Origin of the sequence: Xanthomonas sp. LF02-5 (genome assembly GCF_034105325.1) — a bacterium.
In the GTDB taxonomy this organism is placed as follows: domain Bacteria; phylum Pseudomonadota; class Gammaproteobacteria; order Xanthomonadales; family Xanthomonadaceae; genus Xanthomonas_A; species Xanthomonas_A sontii.
Genome location: NZ_JAXGGF010000002.1, coordinates 712,125 through 733,221 on the forward strand (window position 1 = coordinate 712,125; position 21,097 = coordinate 733,221).

At 69.2% G+C, this 21,097-nt stretch carries 12 protein-coding genes; 8 read left to right on the forward strand and 4 right to left on the reverse strand.

Annotated features, from left to right (window positions below):
• Positions 1-115: 115 nt before the first annotated feature.
• The gene (locus SLW52_RS09100) at positions 116-2,542 is read right to left on the reverse strand and encodes an AAA family ATPase (protein ID WP_320740060.1); all 2,427 of its coding nucleotides are present in this window, start codon (positions 2,540-2,542) and stop codon (positions 116-118) included.
• A gap of 710 nt (positions 2,543-3,252) precedes the next feature.
• Here SLW52_RS09100 and SLW52_RS09105 point away from each other — a divergent pair.
• The 4 genes from SLW52_RS09105 (at position 3,253) to SLW52_RS09120 (ending at position 12,384) form a co-directional block, all read left to right on the forward strand.
• The gene (locus SLW52_RS09105; protein ID WP_320740061.1) at positions 3,253-6,684 is read left to right on the forward strand and encodes a PAS domain-containing hybrid sensor histidine kinase/response regulator; all 3,432 of its coding nucleotides are present in this window, start codon (positions 3,253-3,255) and stop codon (positions 6,682-6,684) included.
• A 122-nt stretch (positions 6,685-6,806) separates the two neighbouring features.
• The gene (locus tag SLW52_RS09110) at positions 6,807-8,663 is read left to right on the forward strand and encodes a sulfotransferase (RefSeq protein WP_320740062.1); all 1,857 of its coding nucleotides are present in this window, start codon (positions 6,807-6,809) and stop codon (positions 8,661-8,663) included.
• Between the two features lie 322 nt (positions 8,664-8,985).
• On the forward strand, positions 8,986-11,697 hold the full coding sequence (locus SLW52_RS09115) for a TonB-dependent receptor (RefSeq protein WP_320740063.1): 2,712 nt from the start codon (positions 8,986-8,988) through the stop codon (positions 11,695-11,697).
• A gap of 99 nt (positions 11,698-11,796) precedes the next feature.
• Positions 11,797-12,384 (forward strand): 2OG-Fe(II) oxygenase, encoded by a 588-nt coding sequence (locus SLW52_RS09120; RefSeq protein WP_320740064.1) that lies wholly within the window; start codon positions 11,797-11,799, stop codon positions 12,382-12,384.
• Positions 12,385-12,477: 93 nt separating this feature from the next.
• Here the strand turns inward: SLW52_RS09120 and mntP are convergent, their stop codons facing one another.
• The 3 genes from mntP to acs all read right to left on the reverse strand — a co-directional run bounded on the left by mntP (position 12,478) and on the right by acs (position 16,422).
• Positions 12,478-13,053, reverse strand: coding sequence for a manganese efflux pump MntP (gene mntP / locus SLW52_RS09125; protein ID WP_010342765.1), 576 nt, complete (start codon positions 13,051-13,053; stop codon positions 12,478-12,480).
• 622 nt (positions 13,054-13,675) lie between these two features.
• The gene (locus SLW52_RS09130; protein WP_010342764.1) at positions 13,676-14,341 is read right to left on the reverse strand and encodes a response regulator transcription factor; all 666 of its coding nucleotides are present in this window, start codon (positions 14,339-14,341) and stop codon (positions 13,676-13,678) included.
• A gap of 137 nt (positions 14,342-14,478) precedes the next feature.
• Entirely contained in the window at positions 14,479-16,422 is a 1,944-nt protein-coding gene (gene acs, locus SLW52_RS09135; protein WP_017915356.1) for an acetate--CoA ligase, read from the reverse strand.
• A 215-nt stretch (positions 16,423-16,637) separates the two neighbouring features.
• Between acs and SLW52_RS09140 the strand changes: the two genes are divergently transcribed.
• From SLW52_RS09140 to yjjG, 4 genes are all read left to right on the forward strand, one after another.
• Complete coding sequence (locus SLW52_RS09140; protein ID WP_267119469.1) at positions 16,638-18,050, forward strand: DcaP family trimeric outer membrane transporter; 1,413 nt, start codon at positions 16,638-16,640, stop codon at positions 18,048-18,050.
• A gap of 32 nt (positions 18,051-18,082) precedes the next feature.
• Complete coding sequence (locus SLW52_RS09145; RefSeq protein WP_017915354.1) at positions 18,083-18,400, forward strand: DUF485 domain-containing protein; 318 nt, start codon at positions 18,083-18,085, stop codon at positions 18,398-18,400.
• Positions 18,397-20,127, forward strand: a complete 1,731-nt coding sequence (locus SLW52_RS09150; protein ID WP_017915353.1) for a cation acetate symporter — start codon at positions 18,397-18,399, stop codon at positions 20,125-20,127. The genes SLW52_RS09145 and SLW52_RS09150 overlap by 4 nt, the downstream gene beginning before the upstream one ends.
• A gap of 123 nt (positions 20,128-20,250) precedes the next feature.
• On the forward strand, positions 20,251-20,940 hold the full coding sequence (yjjG, locus tag SLW52_RS09155) for a pyrimidine 5'-nucleotidase (RefSeq protein WP_267126520.1): 690 nt from the start codon (positions 20,251-20,253) through the stop codon (positions 20,938-20,940).
• The last annotated feature ends 157 nt before the right edge of the window (positions 20,941-21,097 follow it).

Genomic DNA, 21,097 nt, shown 5'->3' on the forward strand with positions numbered 1-21,097 from the left:
GTGGTAACTGGGTTCTGTGTGGATCCTGGCGTCGGGGCTGAAGCCCCTCCCACAGGGACTCCAGCCGGCAACTCATGGTTCCGCACCCCCGTGCTTGCCTCTTCCCGCGAGGTGTTTACATCGTCACGTTCGCCGTCTCGACCAGATCGTCCCACTGCAGTCGCGTGCCGGACGCATCGTCGCTGTCCTGCAGGGCGCGGCGGACGGCACGGCGCATCGCGCGGCTGATCCAGTTGTGCAGGTCGCGGCCGGACTGGCCGTCGCTGCGCTCGGCGATCCAGGCCGCGGCGGCGGCGGCGTCGAGATCCAGTGGTTTGCCGCGCAGCAGGCCCGCGACGATGGCGGTCCGCGCCGCGTGGTCGGGCAGGGCGATGACGATCTGCCGGTCCAGCCGCGACAGCAACGCCGGGTCGATCGCGGCGGCATGGTTGCTGGCGGCCAGCAGGAACACCTGGCCCGCGTGGCTGGCGACGCCGTCCAGCTCCTGCAGCAGCTGGCCGACGATCTCGCGGGTGAAGGCGTCGTCGCCGTCGGCACCGCGCGCCGGCGCGACGATATCCAGTTCGTCGACGAACACGATGCACGGCGCCTGCGCCCGCGCGCGCTCGAACGCCGCCTGCACGCGCTGGCCGGACTGACCGAGGTAGCCGGCCTTGAGGTCGGCGCTGCTCAGGGCGATGAAGGCTAGCCCGGACTGGCTGGCAAGGATCCGCGCGACCTGGGTTTTGCCGGTCCCTGGCGGGCCGACCATCAGGATCCCGCGCGGCACCGGCACGCCGAGCGAGGCCAGGGTCTCGGCATTGCGCAATTCCTTGCCCAGGCCGACGAACTCCTCGACGGTGGTGGCCGGCAGCACGATGTCGTCCCAGCCGAGCGTGGCGACGGCGGTGGAGCCTTTGCCGCGCAGCGCGCGCAGGTGCGCGAGCAGGGTGGCGTTGTCCAGCGTGCCGTCCACGCACTCGGCTGCGACGCGCGCGACCAGCATGTGCAGGTCGCGACCGGAGAGGCCGGTGCTGTCGGCGATCACCTGCGCGTCCGGCGCCAACGCAAAACCGGCACCCCGCAGTTCGGCGCCGAGAATGCGCGCGCGCGCCGCGGCATCGGGCAGGCCGACGGCGATGCTTGCGGTGAAGCGCGACAGGATCGCGTCGTCCAGCAGCGCCGGGCGGTTGGTCGCGCCGATCACCAGCACCTGGCCGTGCGCGGCATGGAAGCCGTCCCATTCGGCGAGAAAGGTCTGCACCAGTTCCGCACCGAAGCTGTCGCTGTCGGCGCCGCCGCGGCGCGCGAACACGCTTTCGCATTCGTCGATGAACAGGATCGCCGGCGCGCGCGCGCGGCAGCGTTGCCAGATCGCCTGCACCTTGGGGCCGGTGTGGCCGACGTGCGCGGCCTTCAGGTCGGCCACGCCCAGCGCCTCGAAATGGCAGCCGGCGTGGCGCGCGAGCTTGCGCGCGATCAGGGTCTTGCCGGTGCCCGGCGGCCCGTGCAGGAGCATGCCTTTCGGTGCCGGCTGGCGCCCGGACACGAACAGGTCCACCAGTTTCAGGATCTGGTCGAGCGTGGCGTCGGGCAGGGCGACGTCGGCCCAGTGCCGTTGCACCGCATCCAGGCTCTGCAGCCGCTGCTGCAGCGCGCGTTGCTGGCCGCGTGCGACCTCCCAGGCCTGCACGTGGTCGTGCAGTGCGGCGATCGGCGCGACATCGACGGCGGCGTCTTCGGCCAGTGCCAGCGCCAGCGATTGCAGCGACGGCGGAGCGTCGGCGGCCAGATTGGCGTCGAGGAGGATCAGGGCCGCTGCATGGCGGGCATCGGGCAGCACGATCAGCGCCTGCAGGCGCGGGTCCTCGCTGCCGTCGTGCAAGGCCAGCAGCCGCGCAGCGGACAGGTCGCCCTGTGTGGCAGGAATGGACCAGCGCCCGTGCAGGGCGCGCTGCGGCCATGGCGCGCGGGTCACCGGATAGGTCGACCCTGGATCGTGCTGCCCGGCATCGGCCACCTGCACCAGCGCCAGCGGCAGGCGTGCGAACGCCTGCAGTGCGCGCCGTTCGGCATGGCTGTGGTGCCACGCCAGCAACTGCGCACCGGCGACGACCAACAGACCGTACGCCAGCAACGAGGGCAGCAGGCTTTGCAGCAGCAGGCCGCCATCGCCGTGCAGGCCGACCTGGCGCCACCAGACGAGGAAGCTGCGCGTCTCGCCCAGCCAGTGTGCGCTCGTCCACGGCAGGACCAGCATCAGCATGCCGATCAAGGCCGCGCGCCAGCGCCAGTCCGGCAGCAGCGGCCGCAGCAGCAGCGCCGGTCCCCAGGCGCGGCGGCGCTCGCGCCGTACCGCCGCCCGCGCCGCGATCCTGGCGTGCGCAGCGAACCGGCGCCGGATCGCGACCACGGCCTGGTCCACCGCCGGCAGATGCCGCTCGATATCCGCATCGGCCTGCGCCTGGCGCGACTGCGCCTGCTGCACCTGCGCAAGCAGGCGCTGCGTCTGCTGTTGCAGCGACGGCGGGGGCGTCGGCACGGCGGCCGGGATGCCGGACATCAGCGGGGGCGGGCGCAGGTGGTCACCGCGCGCATCTTAGCCCGAGCGCCGGTGGGGCTGCTGTGGCTGGTTGCAGGTTGGATTGCCCTTGCTGGTGCGGTTGCTTTGGTTGTTGCCTTTGCCTTATCGGGTTCCCTTCCGAAGCGGCGGCCAGCGTGGGGAAAAACCCCGAAGGGGCGGCGCACATGGATGTGCGCCGTCCGCGGCAGGGGCAGGATGCCCCTTCCGCGGATCCCCGGGCTGGACGCGGACCCGGAGCGCGTTAGCGCGGAGGGCGCGAGGCAGGGTGTGCTTTCTTTTGGTTACTTTTCTTTGCACAAGCAAAGAAAAGTAACTCGCCGCAAGGCGAAAGCTCTGCCTTGCCGTGGCTGCAGCGCTAAAAGTGCCCTACAAATCAACAGCAGAAGCAGAAGCAGAAGCAGAGCCAGCGGCATGCCTGCGTCTGCCGCGGACATTGGATGCCGCACCGCTACCGAGCGGTGATTCTGCTTAACTGGGCTGCGTGCAAAGGGGGCGCAGGAAAAGAGGCGAGAAGCGCCGTGCTCGCCGTTGGGGGGAGCGCTTGCGTGTAGGCGCAGCCGCCTCACCTGCCTCGCGGCGCCCAACCCGGTGCACACGCAGCCCAAGCGAGACGCAGCGAGCCGAACTCCCGGCTACGCGGAAACGCATCGCACCCTCTAGACTGCACGCATCGTCATGGGGGCTAGCCTTTGGTTTCCAGTTGGATCCTGCTGCTGGTGTCGGTCGGCTATGCGGCGCTGCTGTTTGCGGTGGCGTGGTGGGGCGATCGCCGTCCGCTGTACCCGGAGCGGCCGTGGCTGCGTCCGGCGGTGTACAGCCTGGCGCTGGCCGTGTACTGCTCGTCGTGGACGTTCTACGGCGCGGTCGGCAGCGCGGTGCGCAACGGCGCCGGCTACCTGCCGATCTACCTGGGCCCACTGCTGATGCTGCTGTTCGGCTGGCGCATCGTCGAGCGCCTGGCGCTGATCGCGCGCAGCGAGAACACCGTGTCCATCGCCGATTTCATTTCCTCGCGCTACGGCCGCTCGCGGCGCCTGGCCGCGCTGGTGGCGGTGATCGCCCTGGTCGGCGTGGTGCCGTACCTGGCGCTGCAGTACAAGGCGGTGGCGATGAGCCTGCAGGTGCTCAGCGGCCAGTCCAGCGCCGGTGCGCCGTTCTATGCCGATCCGGCGCTGTACGTGGCGTTGGGCATGGCGCTGTTCGCCACGCTGTTCGGCACCCGCCAGGTCGATGCCACCGAGCACCACCACGGCATGATGCTGGCGATCGCGCTGGAGTCGGTGGTGAAGCTGCTGGCGATGGTGGCGGTGGGCGTGTTCGCCTACGTGTGGCTGTGCGCACGCGACGGCGGTCAGGTGCTGCAGTCCACGCGCACGCTGTTCCAGAACACCCCGCCGGTGGGCTTCATCTCGCAGACACTGCTCAGCTTCCTGGCGCTGGTGTGCCTGCCACGGCAGTTCCACGTGGCGGTGGTGGAGTGCAGCGACGTCGGCGACATCCGCAAGGCGCGCTGGCTGTTCGGCCTGTACCTGGTGCTGATCTCGGCGATGGTGGTGCCGATCGCCGCCGCCGGCATCGCGCTGTTCGGCGGCGGCGACGTGGCCGACGACAGCATCGTGCTGGCGCTGCCGCTGGCCGAAAGCCGCACCGCGCTGGCGCTGGTCGCCTATGTGGGCGGGTTCTCCGCCGCCACCGGCATGGTCATCGTCTCCAGCATCGCGCTGGCGACGATGATCAGCAACGACCTGGTGATGCCGGTGCTGTTGCGCCGCCGCGGGCACCAGGCGGCCGGTGCCGACGTGGCCTCCAAGGTGCTGTGGATCCGCCGCCTGGCGATCCTGCTGCTGGCGCTGATCGCCTACGGCTATTACCGCAGCAGCAGCAACGACACGACGCTGGCGTCCTACGGCCTGATGGCCTTCGCCGCAGTGGCGCAGTTCGCGCCGGGCGTGATCGGCGGGCTGTACTGGCGCGGCGCCAGCCGCAAGGGCGTGGAGACCGGCATGGTGCTGGGCTTCGCCACCTGGATTTACACGCTGCTGCTGCCTGCACTGACCCAGGCCGGCTGGCTGGCGCCGGCGTGGCTGCTGGACGGGCCGTTCGGCATCTCCTGGCTGCGCCCGCAGCAGCTGTTCGGTATGAGCGGCTGGGATCCACTGGCGCATGGCACGTTCTGGTCGCTGCTGGTCAACGTCGGCACGATGATGCTGGTGTCGGCACGCTGGCGCCCGGGCCTGGACGAGCGTCTACGCGCGGCGCCGTTCCTGGAGCCGTACTCGCAGCGCCCGGCGGTGGCCGGCGACTGGCTCGGGCAGGTGCGTGTGGTCGACCTGCAGGCGCTGGCCGAGCGCATGGTCGGGGAGCGTCATGCCCGCCGCGCCTTCGCCGAACAGGCGCAACTGCTCGGCCGCGAGCCGCAGCCCACTGCGGTGGCCGACCGCGTCTGGGTGCAGTTCACCGAACGCCTGCTTGCCGCCTCGATCGGCGCGGCCTCCGCGCGTCTGGTGCTGACCAGCCTGTTGCGCGGCTCGGGCATGGACCTGGGCGAGGTGGTGGCGGTGCTCGACGAGGCCGGGCAGGAGCTGCGCTTCAACCGCGAGATCCTGTCCACCACGCTGGAGAACATCAGCGCCGGGGTCAGCGTGGTGGATCCGGCGATGCGCCTGACCGCATGGAACCGCCGCTACCAGCAGATGTTCGGCTATCCCGACGGCATGCTCTACGTCGGCCGGCCGGTCGCCGACCTGATCCGCTACAACGCCGAGCGCGGCGAACTCGGCGGCGGCCAGGTGGAGGATCAGATCGCCCGCCGCATCGCGCACATGCGCGCCGGCACCCCGCACGTGTTCGAACGCACCCGCAGCGACGGCAAGGTGATCGAGATGCGCGGCCAGCCGCTGCCCGGCGGCGGCTACGTCACCAGCTACAACGATATCACCGACTACAAGCGCGCCGAGCAGGCGCTGCTCGAAGCCAACGAGACCCTGGAGCAGCGCGTGGCCGAGCGCTCGCGCGAGGCCGAACTGGCGCAGCAGTCCAAGACCCGCTTCCTGGCCGCGATCAGCCACGACGTGCTGCAGCCGCTCAACGCCGCACGCCTGTTCGCCTCGGCCCTGCGCGATGCGCACCAGAACGAGGAGCAGCGGCATCTGGCCGAGCGCGTGGATGCTTCGCTGCGCGCAGCCGAGGAATTGCTCGACGGCCTGCTCGACGTGTCGCGGCTGGACGCCGGCGGTCTGCGCCCGACCATCGAGGACGTGGATGCCTGTCTGCTGCTGCGCGAACTGGCCGCGCAGTACAGCCCGATCGCCGCCGGCCGCGGCCTGCGCCTGCACGTGTACGCGCGGCCGCTGTGGGTGCGCAGCGATCGCCGGCTGCTGCGCCGGGTGCTGCAGAACTTCCTCGCCAACGCGCTGCGCTACACCCGCCAGGGCCGCATCGTGCTGGGCATGCGCCGCCGCGGCGCGGCGCTGGAACTGCAGGTCTGGGACACCGGCCCCGGCATTCCGCCGCACCACATGCAGCAGATCTTCGACGAGTTCCAGCGCTACCAGCAGCCGTTCGACTGGGGCGAGCAGGGGCTGGGCCTGGGCCTGTCGATCTGCCAGCGCATCTCGCGCCTGCTCGGCCACGACCTGGATGCGCGCAGCCGCGTCGGCCACGGCAGCATGTTCTCCATCACCGTGCCGCGGGCGGCGCCACCGCCGCAGGCGCTGCAACGCGCGCCACGCGCAGCGGCCGCGGCCGACTCGCTGGCCGGGCTGCGCGTGCTGTGCGTGGACAACGATCAGGAAATCCTCGACGGCATGCGCGCGCTGCTCGGCCGTTGGCAGGTGGAGGTGATCTGCGCCAGCACCGTCGACGAGGCGCTGGCGCAGGCCGCGTGCGCGCCGCACGTGATGCTGGTCGATTACCACCTGCACGACCGGCTCGACGGCCTGGAGACCCTGGATGCGCTGCGCGCGGCGATGCCCGGACCGGTGGCCGGCGCGCTGCTCACCGCCGACGGCCGCGACGAACTGAAGCTGCAGGCCCGCGAGCGCGGCTACCGGCTGCTGACCAAGCCGGTCAAGCCGGCCTCGCTGCGCGCCTTCCTCACCGCCTACCACGATCCGATCTAGGAGCGGTCGCGCGCCTTCGTAACGGCAATGTATGGGTTATGTGGCAGCCGTCGGCGCGACCGGCGTGGCGCACGGCGCGGGCGGGCGGCTAAGGTGGAGGACCGCCCACGACCCGCCTGCGCATGACCTCCCTGGACGACACCGCGATCCCCCCGCTCCCGGACCTGCTGGCGGCGCTGGAGGCCGGCCAGGCGCGGACCCTCGAACGCGGTGCCCGCGCCTACCTGCGGCAGCGCCCCGACGATGTCCTGGCCAGCAGTCTGCTGGCGATGAGCCTGCAGATGCAGGGCCAGCCGGCGCCGGCCGCCGCCGTGTACCGCACGCTGGCCGAGCGCGAGCCGCACGAGGTCGCGCACTGGAACAACCTCGGCACGGCGCTGCGCGAGGCCGGCGACCCCGGCCCGGCAGGCGAGGCCTATCTGCGCGCCCGCGCGCTGGCGCCGGACGATCCGCTGCCGCACCACAACCTCGGCCTGCTGGCGATGGACGCCGGCGATTACGCCGCGGCCCGCGAACACCTGCTCGATGCCCACGCGCTGGCGCCGCAGGCGCCGCCGCTGTGCGTGCACGCGGCGATGGCCTGCCATGAGTGCGGCGACTTCCAGCGCGTGCAGGTGCTGATCGCCGACTGGCGGCAGTGGCCGCCGCTGGATCCGGACACCACCGTGGAACTGGCCTGGCTGCTGTCGCAGGGCGGCGAGACCGACACCGCCTGCGGCCTGCTGCGCGCCTGTGCCGAGGGACCGATGGCGCAACCAGCGCGCGCCTGGTCGCGGCTGGTGCTGGTGCTCGAGCGCGCCAACCGCCTGCCGCAGGCGCGCGAGGCCGCCGCGCAGCTGCCGCCGCCGGAGCGCATCGACGACCCGGACGTGCGCCAGGACGCCAGCAATGCGCTGGCGGTGCTGGCCATGCGCGAGGGCCACTGGCAGCAGGCGCATGCGCTGCTGCGCGGGCTGTTGGCCGATGGCAGTGCGGTCGACCGGCGCAAACAGAGCAACCTGTTCTTCGCCCTGGCGCGGGTCTGCGATCGCCTCGGCCTTCACGACGAATCGCTGCATGCCTGCGCGCAGGGCCATGCCGGCCAGGTCGAGGGCCTGGCCGCGCTGGTGCCGGAGCTGGCGGCGGCGGACGCACCGCCATTGCCGGTCGCGCAGGCCCGCTGGGATCCGGCACGCCATGCCGCGGCGCGGCCGGTGACCGCGCCGGCCATGGCCGACTCGCCGATCTTCGTGGTCGGCTTCCCGCGCTCGGGCACCACCTTGCTGGAACAGATGCTCGACGCCCACCCGCAGTTGGTGGCGATGGACGAGCGGCCGTTCCTGCAGGGACTGGCCGACCGCCTGGAGGCGCGCGGCGTGGCCTGGCCGGACGGACTGGGCGAGCTCGACGATGCCGCCTGTGACGCGCTGCGCGCCGAGTACTGGCAGGCGGTGCGCGGGGTGGTGCAGCTGCAGCCGGGCCAGCGCCTGGTCGACAAGAACCCGTTGAACCTGCTGCGCCTGCCGCTGATCCGGCGCCTGTTCCCGGAGGCGCCGGTGATCCTGGCGCTGCGCCATCCCTGCGACGTGCTGCTGAGCTGCTACATGCAGGCGTTCCGCTCGCCGGCATTCGCCCTGCTGTGTGCCAGCCTGCCGCGGCTGGCGCGCGGCTATGCCGACGCGATGGAGTTCTGGCTCTACCACGCCGCCCTGCTGCAGCCACGCACGCTGGAGTTGCGCTACGAGGACCTGGTGGCCGATCCGCAGGCGCAGGTGGCGCGTCTGGGGCAGTTCCTGCAGCTGCAGCAGCCGGAGCGGCTGCTGGACTTCCAGCGCCACGCGCGGGCCAAAGGCTTCATCAGCACGCCCAGCTACGCGCAGGTGGTGGAGGGCATCAACCGCAAGGCCCTGGACCGCTGGCACGCCTATCGCGACGCCTTCGCACCGGTACTGCCGGTGCTGCAGCCGTTCCTGCGACGCTGGGACTACCGCGTCGACTGAGCGTTGCGTGTTGTCTGAACCGTTCCCGTCTGCTGGTTGAACGGCAACAACGCAGCGTGCGCTGTACCGCGCTTGAAGCGGTGTTTTTGTCAGGGGCTGGCGCACGTTGGCACACCGAAACAACACCCTTCTTATAAAAAACTAACAAGTGCCTGACGGTCCTGTAATGGACCGCTGGCCCGAGGCATCCATTTCACCCGCCGCGCGTTTCCGCGCCCGGGATGGTTCGCGCCTGCGTGCAGCCGGCGCTTGTCGCACATCACATGAGGTCTTCCCGATGTCCGTAGCAAAGAACAGACTCGCTCACGCCGTTTGCCTGGCCATGGCGACGCTTCCCGCCACGCTCTATGCGCAGAGCGCCACGCCGGCGGCGTCCGCGTCCGGCGACGCGCCGGTGACCCTGGACAAGCTCACCGTCACCGGTTCGCTGGTGCGCCGCGTGGATGTGGAGACCGCCAGCCCGGTCGCCGTGGTCGATCGCCAGCAGATCCAGCAGAGCGGCAAGCAGACCCTGGGCGACCTGCTGCAGGCGCTGCCTGGCATCGCCGGCGCCGCGACCAACCCGCAGGTCAACAACGGCGGCGGCGATGGCGCTTCGACCATCTCGCTGCGCGGCCTCGGCGACGAGCGCACGCTGATCCTGATCGACGGCCACCGCATCCAGAACAACGACGTCAACTCGATCCCGGCCAACATGATCGACCACGTCGAAGTGCTGAAGGTCGGCGCCTCGGCGATGTACGGCTCCGACGCCATCGGCGGCGTGGTCAACTTCATCCTGCGCAAGAACTTCGAAGGCGGGGAAGTCTCGGCCAACTACGGCCAGACCAGCCGCGGCGACGGCGCGCGCCAGGGCGGCAGCTTCACCTTCGGCAAGACCTGGGACCGCGGCAACGTGGTGGTCGGCCTGGACTACAACAAGCAAAAGGACGTCTCCACCGCCAACCGCGCGTTCTCCAAGTACGCGATGTACCTGTCCAGCGGCAGCGTCTACAAGGGCGGTTCCAGCCGCACGCCGACCGGCTACTACAAGCTGCCGGCGGCGACCCTGGCGGCCAACGGCTGCAGCGCCAACGGTGCGCTGACCAGCAACGGCAGCGGCGGCTACAAGTGCTACAGCTCCTCGGCCGATTCCTACAATTATCAGGCGGAGAACCTGCTGCTGACCCCGCAGCAGCGTGTCGGCGGCTTCGTGCTCGGCAGCTTCAACATCACCGACTCGATGCAGGCGTACGTCAACGCCTACCACAACCACACCATGTCCAACTTCGCGATCGCGCCGCTGCCGTTCGACGCGCAGAACGACGGCATCACCATCGCCGCCAACAACCCGTACAACCCGTTCGGCGTGGAGTTCGGCCCCAACGGCTACGAACTGCGTACGCGCTTCAACTCGCTCGGCCAGCGCGAAGGCTTCTACGACACCGCCACCGACCAGGACGTGATCGGCCTGAAGGGCGGCATCGGCGACAGCAGCTGGGTGTGGGACGCCAATTTCAACTACGGCCACTACCGCCAGCGCAACTGGAGCCACGGCTACGTCGACTACGCCGCGCTGCAGAACGCGATCAACAGCGGGCAGGTCAACATCTTCGACCAGGGCAACGCCAACACGGTCGCCTGGCTGAACAGCAACGAATCGATTCCGCGCCAGGAAACCACCACGATCATGCGGCAGTGGGAAGCCAGCGCCAACGGCAGCCTGTGGGAGATGCCGGCCGGCGCCGCACAACTGGCGGTGGGCGTGCTCTACCGCAAGGAGAGCCTGAGCTCCTCGGTGTCTGCCAACGCGCTGATCAACAGCGACAACACCTGCGCCATCTCCTCCGAGGCCTGCGCCTCGCCGCTGAGCGGCAGCTTCAACGTCAAGGAAGCCTATGCGCAGCTGTTCATGCCGGTGCTGGAGCAGTCCTCGCCGATCGGCGCGCTCAACCTGACCTTGAGCGATCGCTATTCCGACTACAGCAGCGTGCGCTCGGGCAACAACAGCGCCTCGTTCCAGGTGGAGTGGCGGCCGATCCACGACCTGATGGTGCGCGGTACCGCGGCGCAGGTGTTCCGTGCGCCGACCATCACCGACATCTATCAGGGCCCGACCGCCGACTCGCCGAACTTCGTCGACCCGTGCATCGGCTACAGCGGTAGCGGCAACGCCAATGCCTGCGCCGGCGTGCCGGCCGGCTGGACCGGTTCGGGCCTGTCGCAGACCAACGCGATCAAGTCCGGCGCCACGTACGTCGGCTACCAGCTCAAGCCGGAGAAGGGCACTTCGTTCGACTACGGCCTGGTCTACAGCCCCGAGTACGTGCCGGGCCTGTCGGTCAACCTCGACTGGTGGAAGGTCAAGCTCAACGACCTGATCCAGCCGATCTCCGCGCAGACCGTGGCCGACCTCTGCTACAACGACAACAACAGTCCCTACTGCAGCTACATCCACCGTTACCCGGCGGGTAGCGTCAGCGCCGGCAACATCGACTACATCCAGACGCCGGTGGTCAACATCGGCAAGCTCAACACCCAGGGCATCGACCTGGGCGCGAGCTATGCGCTGCCCGACACCGACTACGGCAAGTTCACCCTGGCCGTGGACAGCACCTACCTGCACCGCTACGACATCGACACCGGGGACACGGTGGTGCACATGGCCGGTCGCTACAACTCGTCCTACGGCAACTACGCGCACTGGCGCGCGCATGCCCTGGTCGGCTGGAAGCTGGGCAACTGGGACGCGAGCTGGACCACGCGCTGGATCGGCAAGATGCAGGTCGGCAGTGGCGACCTGAACCAGAACATGTCCGCCGATGCGGCGTTCAAGGGCGTGGTGCTGGACTACGGCAGCTACATGTACCACAACCTGCAGGTGGGCTACGACATGGCCGGGGCCAACCTGCGCCTGGATCTGGGCGTGGACAACCTGACCAACAAGCAGCCGCCGATGATGTACCAGAACAACGTGTTGAACGCGAACACCGACGTGAGCACCTACGACACGCTCGGCCGCTACTACTGGATGCGGGCCACCTACCGCTTCTGAGTGGAGCCGGTGCCGCCCGCCTGTGCGGGCGGCACCAAAGCATGCGACACGGCGCGTCCATGCGGGCGCGCCGTTTTGCTATGGGGGCCAACGGTACCGATGGGCATGAACCACACCGACCTGCGTCACTACGTCCGCGTCTACGACGCGGCGCTGGAGCCGGGCTTCTGCGCGCAGCTGATCGCGCAATTCGAACAGACCTCCGCTCAGCACAACCGCAATGGTGCCGGCCAGCGCGCCGGGCTGGACGACAGCGCCTGGACCGAACTCAACGTCAGCCGTCTTGCCGATCCCGCATTCCAGGGCTTCTTCATCGAGCAGGTGCGTGCGGGACTGGCGCGCTACAACGCCGATCTCGGGCTGACCGCCGAAGTACCGTGGCGCCCACGCCTGGCCGACCTGCGGATCAAGCGCTACCGCGCCGATGCCGGCGAACGCTTCCAGCCGCACTTCGACGCCTGCGACGCGGAGACCGGGCGCTACCTGGTGTTCCTGTGGTATCTCAACGACGTGGCCGAGGGCGGGCACACCCGCTTCCTCGACCTGGACCTGGAGATCGCGCCGCGCGCCGGCCGCCTGCTGGTCTTCCCACCGTACTGGATGTTCCTGCATGCCGGCCTGCCGCCGTGCAGCGGCGACAAGTACATCCTGTCCACCTACCTGGAATTCACCGCCAAGCCGGCCTGACCCAAGGCGCCGGCAGTGCGGGACGGACACGCACCGTCGCCGCACATCCCCAATCCCGAATCCCCAATCCCGGCTGCACCGGCACCACGTCGATCAACCTGCACCATGCAGATGCTCGAACAGGATGGTGCAGCCGATCGCGATCAGCAGCGCGCCGCCGACGATCTCCGCGCGCTTGCCGGCCAGCGCACCGAGCGCGCGGCCGAGCATGATGCCCAGGGTGACCATGGTCAGCGTGCACAGGCCGATGATCGCCGCGACCTCGACGATGTTCACGTCGAGGAAGGCCAGGCCGACGCCCACCGCCATCGCGTCGATGCTGGTGGCCAAGCCGGTGGCGGCCAGATTCCAGAAGCCGTGGCGCTTGGGCGCGGCCTCCTCGGGCGTGTCGGACTCCGGCTTGAGGCCGGCGACGATCATGTGCACGCCCAGTGCGCCGAGCAGGCCGAAGGCGATCCAGTGGTCGAAGGCGACCACGTACTTGGACGCGGCTTGGCCGAGCACCCAGCCCAGTGCCGGGGTCAGTGCCTCGATACAGCCGAAGATCAGGCCGGCACGCAGCGCGTCGGCCCAGCGTGGGCGTTGCATCGCCGCGCCCTTGCCGACGGCGGCGGCGAACGCGTCGGTCGACATGGCGATGCCGAGCAGGAGAATCGAAAGAAACGACATGGGGGACCGTACCGGGACAGGCGACAACGACGAGCGCGCGCGCCCGGCCTTCGCCTTGCGCACTCGCCGCTGGTCTCGCCAACCGAACTGGCTGCCCGTACCACGGCGCATCGGCCGAGTCTGTTGATACGGGCGCTGTCCGCGCAGGGCGGACAGCAGGCTACTCCCCAAGGGGACGCGCAGTCTAACAGCGCCCAACTGCGGCGAACATCCCTGGAACGCACGCGAACCTGCAGCTTATCTTGATAGCTGCGGCTATATCGACGGTGGCTCTGCGGCGGTACGGCACGCGTGTGTGCGTGATAGGTCGAGGATGCCCACTCCCTGCGCATGTGGCTCTCGCCGTGGCACTCAGCCATAGAGCGCGAGGTGCGAATGTGTGCGCCACTTCAGGACAGCGCCACGGACGCGTCCTCATTTCCCGGATGCAGCAATCGACGCATCGCCGCCGCGTGGGGTGGCTTCCGTCGCGCCGAAGAGTGCGACTGGCGCTCAGCGTTCAGCACGTCGGGACTGAAGTCCCTCCCACAAGGAGGCGCCCAGCGTGCCGCGTGCGCAATGCCAACGTGCGCGCACGCGCTGCATCCGCTCCGCTCGCACCTTCGACAGGCGTCGCCGCGGCTCAGTCCTCTTCCGGCGGCAGCACGATGGCGTCGCTGTCGATGGCCAGCTTGCCGGCCAGCAGCACCGCCTGGGTGCGGTTGGTGACGCCGAGCTTGCGCAGGATCGCGGTGACGTGCGCCTTGATCGTGGCCTCGGACACGCCCAGGTCGTAGGCGATCTGCTTGTTGAGGCTGCCGGCACCGAGCATCTGCAGCACCCGGAACTGCTGCGGCGTCAGTTCGCGCAGGCGCTGCCCGACCTCGCGTTCGGCGCGGTCGGTGGGCGGCACGTTGTGCGCTTCCGGCGGCGCCCAGTGCTCGCCGTCCAGCACCGTGCCCAGGGCCAGGCCGATGGTGTCCGAGTCGGCCGACTTGGGGATGAAGCCGAACGCGCCGTGGTCCAGCGCGCGCCGCATCACCGTCGGCTCCTCGCGCGCGGACACCACCACCACCGGCAACTGCGGATGCAGCGCGCGCATGTGCACCAACGCGCTGAAGCCTTGCGCGCCGGGCATGTTGAGATCCATCAGCAGCAGATCGGCATCGGCATGGCGATCGGCCAGCGCGTACAACGCCTCGACGCTGTCGGCCTCGTACAACTGCACCCCCGGCATCACCCGCTGCACCGCCCCACGCAGCGCCTCGCGGAACAGGGGATGGTCGTCGGCGATCAGCAGGGTGGGCATTTGGAAGGCCGGGAGTGGGGAAACGGGAATGGGGAATGGGAACGGCAAAAGCGGAGTGTCGGGTGCCTAAGATCTCGAAGCGACCGGGGAACGGCTTTTCCCATTCCCCATTCTCGACTCCCCATTCCCGACGCGCGTCAGCGCGTGAGTCGTTCGTTCACCAACGAATCCACCACCGACGGATCGGCCAGGGTCGAGGTGTCGCCGAGCTGGTCGGGGGCGTTCTCGGCGATCTTGCGCAGGATGCGGCGCATGATCTTGCCCGAGCGGGTCTTGGGCAGGCCCGGCGCCCACTGCAGGTGGTCCGGAGCGGCGATCGGGCCGATCTCCTTGCGTACCCAGGCCACCAGTTCCTTGTGCAGGGCCTCGCTCGGTTGCTCCTCGGCAACCAGGGTCACGTAGGCGTAGATGCCCTGGCCCTTGATGTCGTGCGGGAAGCCGACCACCGCCGCTTCGGCGACCTTGGGGTGGGAAACCAGCGCGCTCTCCACTTCGGCGGTGCCGATGCGGTGGCCGGAGACGTTGATGACGTCGTCGACGCGGCCGGTGATCCAGTAGTAGCCGTCGGCATCGCGGCGGCAGCCGTCGCCGGTGAAATAGCTGCCCGGGTAGGTGCGGAAATAGGTGTCGATGAAGCGCTGGTGGTCGCCATAGACGGTGCGCATCTGCCCCGGCCAGGAATCGCGCAGCACCAGGTTGCCCTCGGTGGCGCCTTCCAGAATCTCGCCGTCGGCGCTGACCAGCGCCGGCTGCACGCCGAAGAACGGCAGCGTCGCCGAGCCGGGCTTGAGGTCGATGGCGCCGGCCAGCGGGGTGATCAGGATGCCGCCGGTCTCGGTCTGCCACCAGGTGTCCACGATCGGGCAGCGGCCGTCGCCGACCACGTCGTAGTACCAGCGCCAGGCTTCGGGATTGATCGGCTCGCCGACGCTGCCGAGCAGGCGCAGGCTCTTGCGCGAGGTCTTCTTCACCGGCGCCTCGCCCTCGCGCATCAGCGCGCGGATCGCGGTCGGGGCGGTGTAGAAGATCGTCACCTGGTGCTTGTCGATGACTTCCCAGAAGCGCGACACGCTCGGGTAGTTGGGCACGCCCTCGAACATCAGCGCGGTGGCGCCGTTGGCCAGCGGCCCGTATACGATGTAGCTGTGGCCGGTGACCCAGCCCACGTCGGCGGTGCACCAGTAGATGTCGTCCTCGCGCAGGTCGAACACGGTCTCGTGGGTGTAGGCGGCGTACAGCAGGTAGCCGGCGGTGGTGTGCAGCACGCCCTTGGGCTTGCCGGTGGAGCCGGAGGTGTAGAGGATGAACAGCGGGTCCTCGGCGTTCATGCGCTCGGGTTCGCACTCGGCCGGCTGGCTGTCGACCACGTCGTGGAACCAGCGGTCGCGCGGGGCCTGCATGTCCACCGCGCCGCCGGTGTGGCGTACCACCAGTACGGTCTCCACGCTGGTGGTGCCGGGCAGCTTCAGCGCCGCGTCCACGTTGGCCTTGAGCGGGATCTTCTTGCCGCCGCGCAGGCCTTCGTCGGCGGTGATGATCAGCTTGCTGCCGCAGTCGATCACCCGATCGGCGATCGAGTTGGGCGCAAAGCCGCCGAACACCACCGAGTGGATCGCGCCGATGCGCGCGCAGGCCAGCATCGCCACCGCCGCGTCGGGGATCATCGGCAGGTAGATGGTGACGCGGTCGCCCTTGCGCACGCCCAGCGCGCGCAGCGCGTTGCCGAGCCGGCACACGCGCTCGTACAGCTCGCGATAGGTGACGCGGTAGGACGGCGCGTCCGGGCTGTCCGGCTCGAACAGCAGCGCGGTCTTGTCGCCGCGGGTGGCCAGTTGCCGGTCCAGGCAGTTGACGCTGGCGTTGAGTTCGCCGTCGTCGAACCAGCGGATACGGAAATCGTCCAGGGCGAAGCTGACGTCCTTGATCCGGGTCGGCTTCTTGAACCAGTCCAGGCGCTCGGCCACCTTGCCCCAGAACGCCTCCGGCTGTTCCACCGATTCCTTGTACTGGGTCTGGTACTGGGTCTTGTCGACCCGCGCACGGGCGGCGAACTGCGGATCGACGGGATAGAGATCGGCCATGGTTCCCTCTGCAATGAACGGGGCGCCGCATGCGGCGGCGCGTCAACGCGCAGTGTGCCGCATCCGGCGTTAAGCGCACACGCGCCGGGTCTTAGACGATGGTCGTAACTCAGCCGACGTTCGACTAATGGCCAATAGGCGCGGCCGGTGCGGTCGCGCACGCTGGGCTACGGCCGTGCGCATGCGTGCGGCCATCCATTATTCGGGAGGGAGTAATGAGCAACCGCATCGCATCCTTGGCGCGTCGCCCGTTGGCGGCCGCGCTGTTGGTGGCCCTGGTCGCGCCCGGCGCGGCCTTCGCCCAAGGCAAACCCTCGGCGCGCGAACAGGCGCTGGAGACCCGCGTGGCCGAGCTGGAACGGCAGGTGCAGCAACTGCTGTCGGCGCAGCAACAGCAGCAGGGACAGATCGCGCAGACCCAGACCGAGGTCGCCGCGGTCCGCTCGACCCAGGCCGCGCCGCCGCCGCCACCCCCGGCACCGCCGGCCGGCAAGGCGCCGATCCAGGTCACCACCATCACCCCGGGGGCCACGCCCGGCACCACCTTCAAGGTCGGCGGCTTCATCAAGGCCGACTTCCTGGCCACCCGCACCGGCGACGGCCAGCTCGCCGACGACGCCACCGGCCGCGCGCTGTACCTGCCCGGGCAGACCCCGGTGGGCGGGGCCAAGTCCGGCACCGACTACAACGCGCATGCCAAGTTCTCGCGGATCAACTTCGGCGTGGACAGCGTCACCGAAGGCGGCAACAAGGCCGGCGCGCTGGTGGAACTGGATTTCTTCGGCAATTCACTGGGCACCCAGACCGCCACCAACACCTACGGCGCCACCCTGCGTCACGCCTACATGTACTGGAACCACTGGCTGGCCGGCCAGACCTGGTCCAACTTCATGGACCCGGCGGCGCTGCCGGAAGCGGCCGACTTCATCGGCCCCACCGACGGCGTGGTGTTCGTGCGCCAGGCGCAGCTGCGCTACACCAACGGCGGCTTCAGCATCGCCCTGGAGAATCCGGAAACCACGCTGTACACGCGCAGCGTGGCCGGCGTGGTCAGCACCGCCAGTTCCGACCGCGGCGCGCTGCCGGACCTGACCGTGCGCTACGGCTGGAAGGGCGACTGGGGCAGCTTCGGCGTGGCCGGCGTGGTCGGTCAGCAGAAGGTCGACAACCGCGCCACCGGCGCCGATGCCAGCAAGGCCTCCGGCGGCCTGACCCTGGGCGGCAAGTGGGTGGCCAGCGACAGCGACAGCCTGTTCTACCAGCTCACCGGCGGCGAAGGCATCGGCCGCTACATCGGCCTGGGCATCACCCAGAACGCGGTGTACGACGCCGCCGACCGCGATCTGGACACGGTCGGGGTGGTCGCCGGCTACGTCGGCTGGCGCCACGCGTTCTCGCCCAAGTTGCGTACCAACCTGATCTACGCGCGCAGCGACTACGACAACGACACCGCGCGCACCGGCCTGGCCGTGACCAAAAGCGTGCAGAGCATCCGCGGCAACGTCTTCTATTCGCCGTTGCCCAAGGTCGATATCGGCGCCGAGCTGATGTACGGCAAGCGCGAGATCGAAAGCGGCGCCACGGGCGACATCACCCGCCTGCAGTTCACCACCAAGTACAGCTTCTGATCCGCGCCGCGGCCACTTACCGGAGCCATCTCATGAGCCTCTCCAACGACGCGCTGATCGCCAAGATCGACGCTAATCCGAAGTACCACGCGCTCAAGCGCCAGCGCAACGCGCTGGGCTGGACGCTGACCGTCCTGATGCTGCTGGCCTATTTCGGCTTCATCGGCCTGATCGCCTTCGACAAGGCGTTCCTGGCCCAGCCGATGGGCAGCGGCGTCACCACCATCGGCATCCCGATCGCGATCGGGGTGATGGTCTTCACCATCGCCATCACCGCGATCTACGTGCGTCGCGCCAACACCGTGTACGACCAGCTGACCGCCGACATCCTCGAGGACGCCCGCCAATGAGCAAGCACCTGCGCTTCCTTCTGCTGCTGCTGGCCGCGCTGCTGCCGGCCGGCGCGGCCCTGGCCGCCGGCGGCGATGTCGGCCAGACCGACAAGCAGCCGACCAACTGGGTGGCGATCGGCATGTTCGCCTTCTTCGTCGCCGGCACGCTGTGGATCACCAAGTGGGCGGCGAAGAAGACCCGCTCGGCGTCGGACTTCTACACCGCTGGCGGCGGCATCACCGGCTTCCAGAACGGCCTGGCGATCGCCGGCGACTACATGTCGGCGGCCTCGTTCCTGGGCATCACCGCGGCGGTGATGACCAACGGCTACGACGGCCTGATCTACGCCATCGGCTTCCTGGTCGGCTGGCCGATCCTGACCTTCCTGATGGCCGAGCGCCTGCGCAACCTCGGCAAGTACACCTTCGCCGACGTGGCCGGCTACCGCTTCGCGCCTACCGCGATCCGCAGCTTCGCCGCCTCCGGCACGCTGGTGGTGGTGCTGTTCTACCTGATCGCGCAGATGGTCGGCGCCGGCGCGCTGATCAAGCTGCTGTTCGGCCTGGACTACTGGGTGGCGGTGAGCCTGGTCGGCGTGCTGATGATGGTCTACGTGCTGTTCGGCGGCATGACCGCCACCACCTGGGTGCAGATCATCAAGGCGGTGTTGCTGCTGACCGGCGTGACCTTCATGGCCGTGGCGATCATGTGGCACTTCAACTTCAGCTTCGAGGCGCTGTTCGCCGAGGGCGTGCGGGTGAAGACCGCGGTGGCGGCCAACGGCGGCGCCTCGCCGGAAGAGGCAGCCACTGCCGGCCTGTCGATCATGGGCCCGGGCGGCTTCGTCAAGGATCCGATCTCGGCGATCTCCTTCGGGATGGCGCTGATGTTCGGCACTGCCGGTCTGCCGCACATCCTGATGCGCTTCTTCACCGTCCCCGACGCCAAGCAGGCGCGCAAGTCGGTGCTGTGGGCCACCACCTGGATCGGCTACTTCTACATCCTGATCTTCATCATCGGCTTCGGCGCCATCGCCCTGGTGTTGACCAACCCGCAGTTCGCCGACGTCGCCACCGGCACCATTCACGGCGGCAAGGGCGCGGCCAACATGGCGGCGGTGCTGGTCGGCAACGCGGTGGGCGGCAACGTGTTCATGGGCTTCATCTCCGCGGTGGCCTTCGCCACCATCCTTGCGGTGGTCGCCGGCCTGACCCTGTCCGGCGCCTCGGCGGTGTCCCACGACCTGTACGCCACGGTGATCAAGAAGGGCAATCCGGCCCCGGGTTCGGAGCTGAAGGTATCGCGCGTCACCACCATCGCACTGGGCGTGATCGCGGTGCTGCTGGGCATCGTGTTCGAGAAGCAGAACGTGGCCTTCATGGTGTCGCTGGCCTTCGCCATCGCCGCCTCGGCCAACTTCCCGGTGCTGATCCTGTCGTTGCTGTGGAAGAACTGCACCACCCGCGGTGCGGTGATCGGCGGTTTCCTGGGCCTGATCTCCTCGCTGGTGCTGACGGTGCTGTCGCCGTCGGTGTGGGTGGATACGCTGGGCAACCCGACCGGTTCGGCGCCGTTCCCGTACACCTCGCCGGCGCTGTTCTCGGTCACCATCGGCTTCGTCGGCATCTGGCTGTTCTCGGTGCTGGACCGCAGCGCGCAGGCCGGCAAGGAACGCGCCGCGTTCAAGGCGCAGCAGATCCGCGCCGAGACCGGGCTGGGCGCCTCGCGCGGGTCGGGACACTGAGCACGCGCGCCTAAGCAGGACGCGGCCATCGCCGCACGCGACGCCGGCCTTCGGGCCGGCGTCGTCGTCTGTGCGATGAGGCGGCGTTACCATGAGCGCCCGCTGCCTCCGTCGTGCCAACGCATGCGCTACCGCTGGATCCTGTTCGACGCCGACGACACCCTGTTCCACTTCGATGCCTTCGCCGGCCTGCAGCGGATGTTCGCCGGCTACGGCGTGCAGTTCGGCGAAGCCGAGTTCGCCGAATACACGGCGTGCAACCGGCCGCTGTGGGTGCAGTACCAGAACGGCGCGATCACCGCGCTGCAATTGCAGCAGCGCCGTTTCGCCGACTGGGCGCAGCGCCTGCAGACCGCGCCGGAGACCTTGAACACGGCGTTCCTGGCGGCGATGGCCGAGCTGTGTGCGCCGCTGGACGGAGCGGTGGATCTGCTCGACGCCTTGCGTGGGCGCGCGCGCCTGGGCCTGGTCACCAACGGCTTCGGCGCGCTGCAGAACGCGCGCCTGCAGCGTACCGGGCTGCACGACCGCTTCGAAGTCATCGCCATTTCCGAGGTGGTGGGCGTGGCCAAGCCGCACCCGGGGATCTTCGCGCACGCGCTGGCGCAACTCGGCGACCCACCGCCGGCGCAGGTGCTGATGGTCGGCGACAATCCGCAGGCGGACATCGCCGGCGGCCTGGCCGCAGGCCTGCACACCTGTTGGTTCAATGCGCGCGGCGCCGCCGCGCCGGAGGGCATCGTGCCGCACCACCAGGTCGCCTCGCTGGCGCAGTTGCAGGCATGGTTGCTGGAAGAGCCGGCGGCGCTGTAGCACATCTGCTCGCGTGCCTGGTGCCATCGGGTCGGGACTGAAGTCCCTCCCACAGGTGGAAACTTCAGTTCGCGGCGATGCCGGCGCGCCCCTCGTGGGAGGGACTTCAGGGCACCTCTAAAAACCTAGACTTTGGCATCATTGGTCTGGAGAACAC

Bases quoted from the DNA above. Each gene is read 5' to 3' on its own strand.
- SLW52_RS09100 (WP_320740060.1), bottom strand. From the start codon at position 2,542: ATGTCCGGCATCCCGGCCGCCGTGCCGACGCCCCCGCCGTCGCTGCAA.
- SLW52_RS09150 (WP_017915353.1), top strand. From the start codon at position 18,397: ATGAGCAAGCACCTGCGCTTCCTTCTGCTGCTGCTGGCCGCGCTGCTG.
- yjjG (WP_267126520.1), top strand. From the start codon at position 20,251: ATGCGCTACCGCTGGATCCTGTTCGACGCCGACGACACCCTGTTCCAC.
- SLW52_RS09145 (WP_017915354.1), top strand. From the start codon at position 18,083: ATGAGCCTCTCCAACGACGCGCTGATCGCCAAGATCGACGCTAATCCG.
- acs (WP_017915356.1), bottom strand. From the start codon at position 16,422: ATGGCCGATCTCTATCCCGTCGATCCGCAGTTCGCCGCCCGTGCGCGG.
- mntP (WP_010342765.1), bottom strand. From the start codon at position 13,053: ATGTCGTTTCTTTCGATTCTCCTGCTCGGCATCGCCATGTCGACCGAC.
- SLW52_RS09115 (WP_320740063.1), top strand. From the start codon at position 8,986: ATGGCGACGCTTCCCGCCACGCTCTATGCGCAGAGCGCCACGCCGGCG.
- SLW52_RS09130 (WP_010342764.1), bottom strand. From the start codon at position 14,341: ATGCCCACCCTGCTGATCGCCGACGACCATCCCCTGTTCCGCGAGGCG.
- SLW52_RS09120 (WP_320740064.1), top strand. From the start codon at position 11,797: ATGGGCATGAACCACACCGACCTGCGTCACTACGTCCGCGTCTACGAC.
- SLW52_RS09110 (WP_320740062.1), top strand. From the start codon at position 6,807: ATGACCTCCCTGGACGACACCGCGATCCCCCCGCTCCCGGACCTGCTG.
- SLW52_RS09140 (WP_267119469.1), top strand. From the start codon at position 16,638: ATGAGCAACCGCATCGCATCCTTGGCGCGTCGCCCGTTGGCGGCCGCG.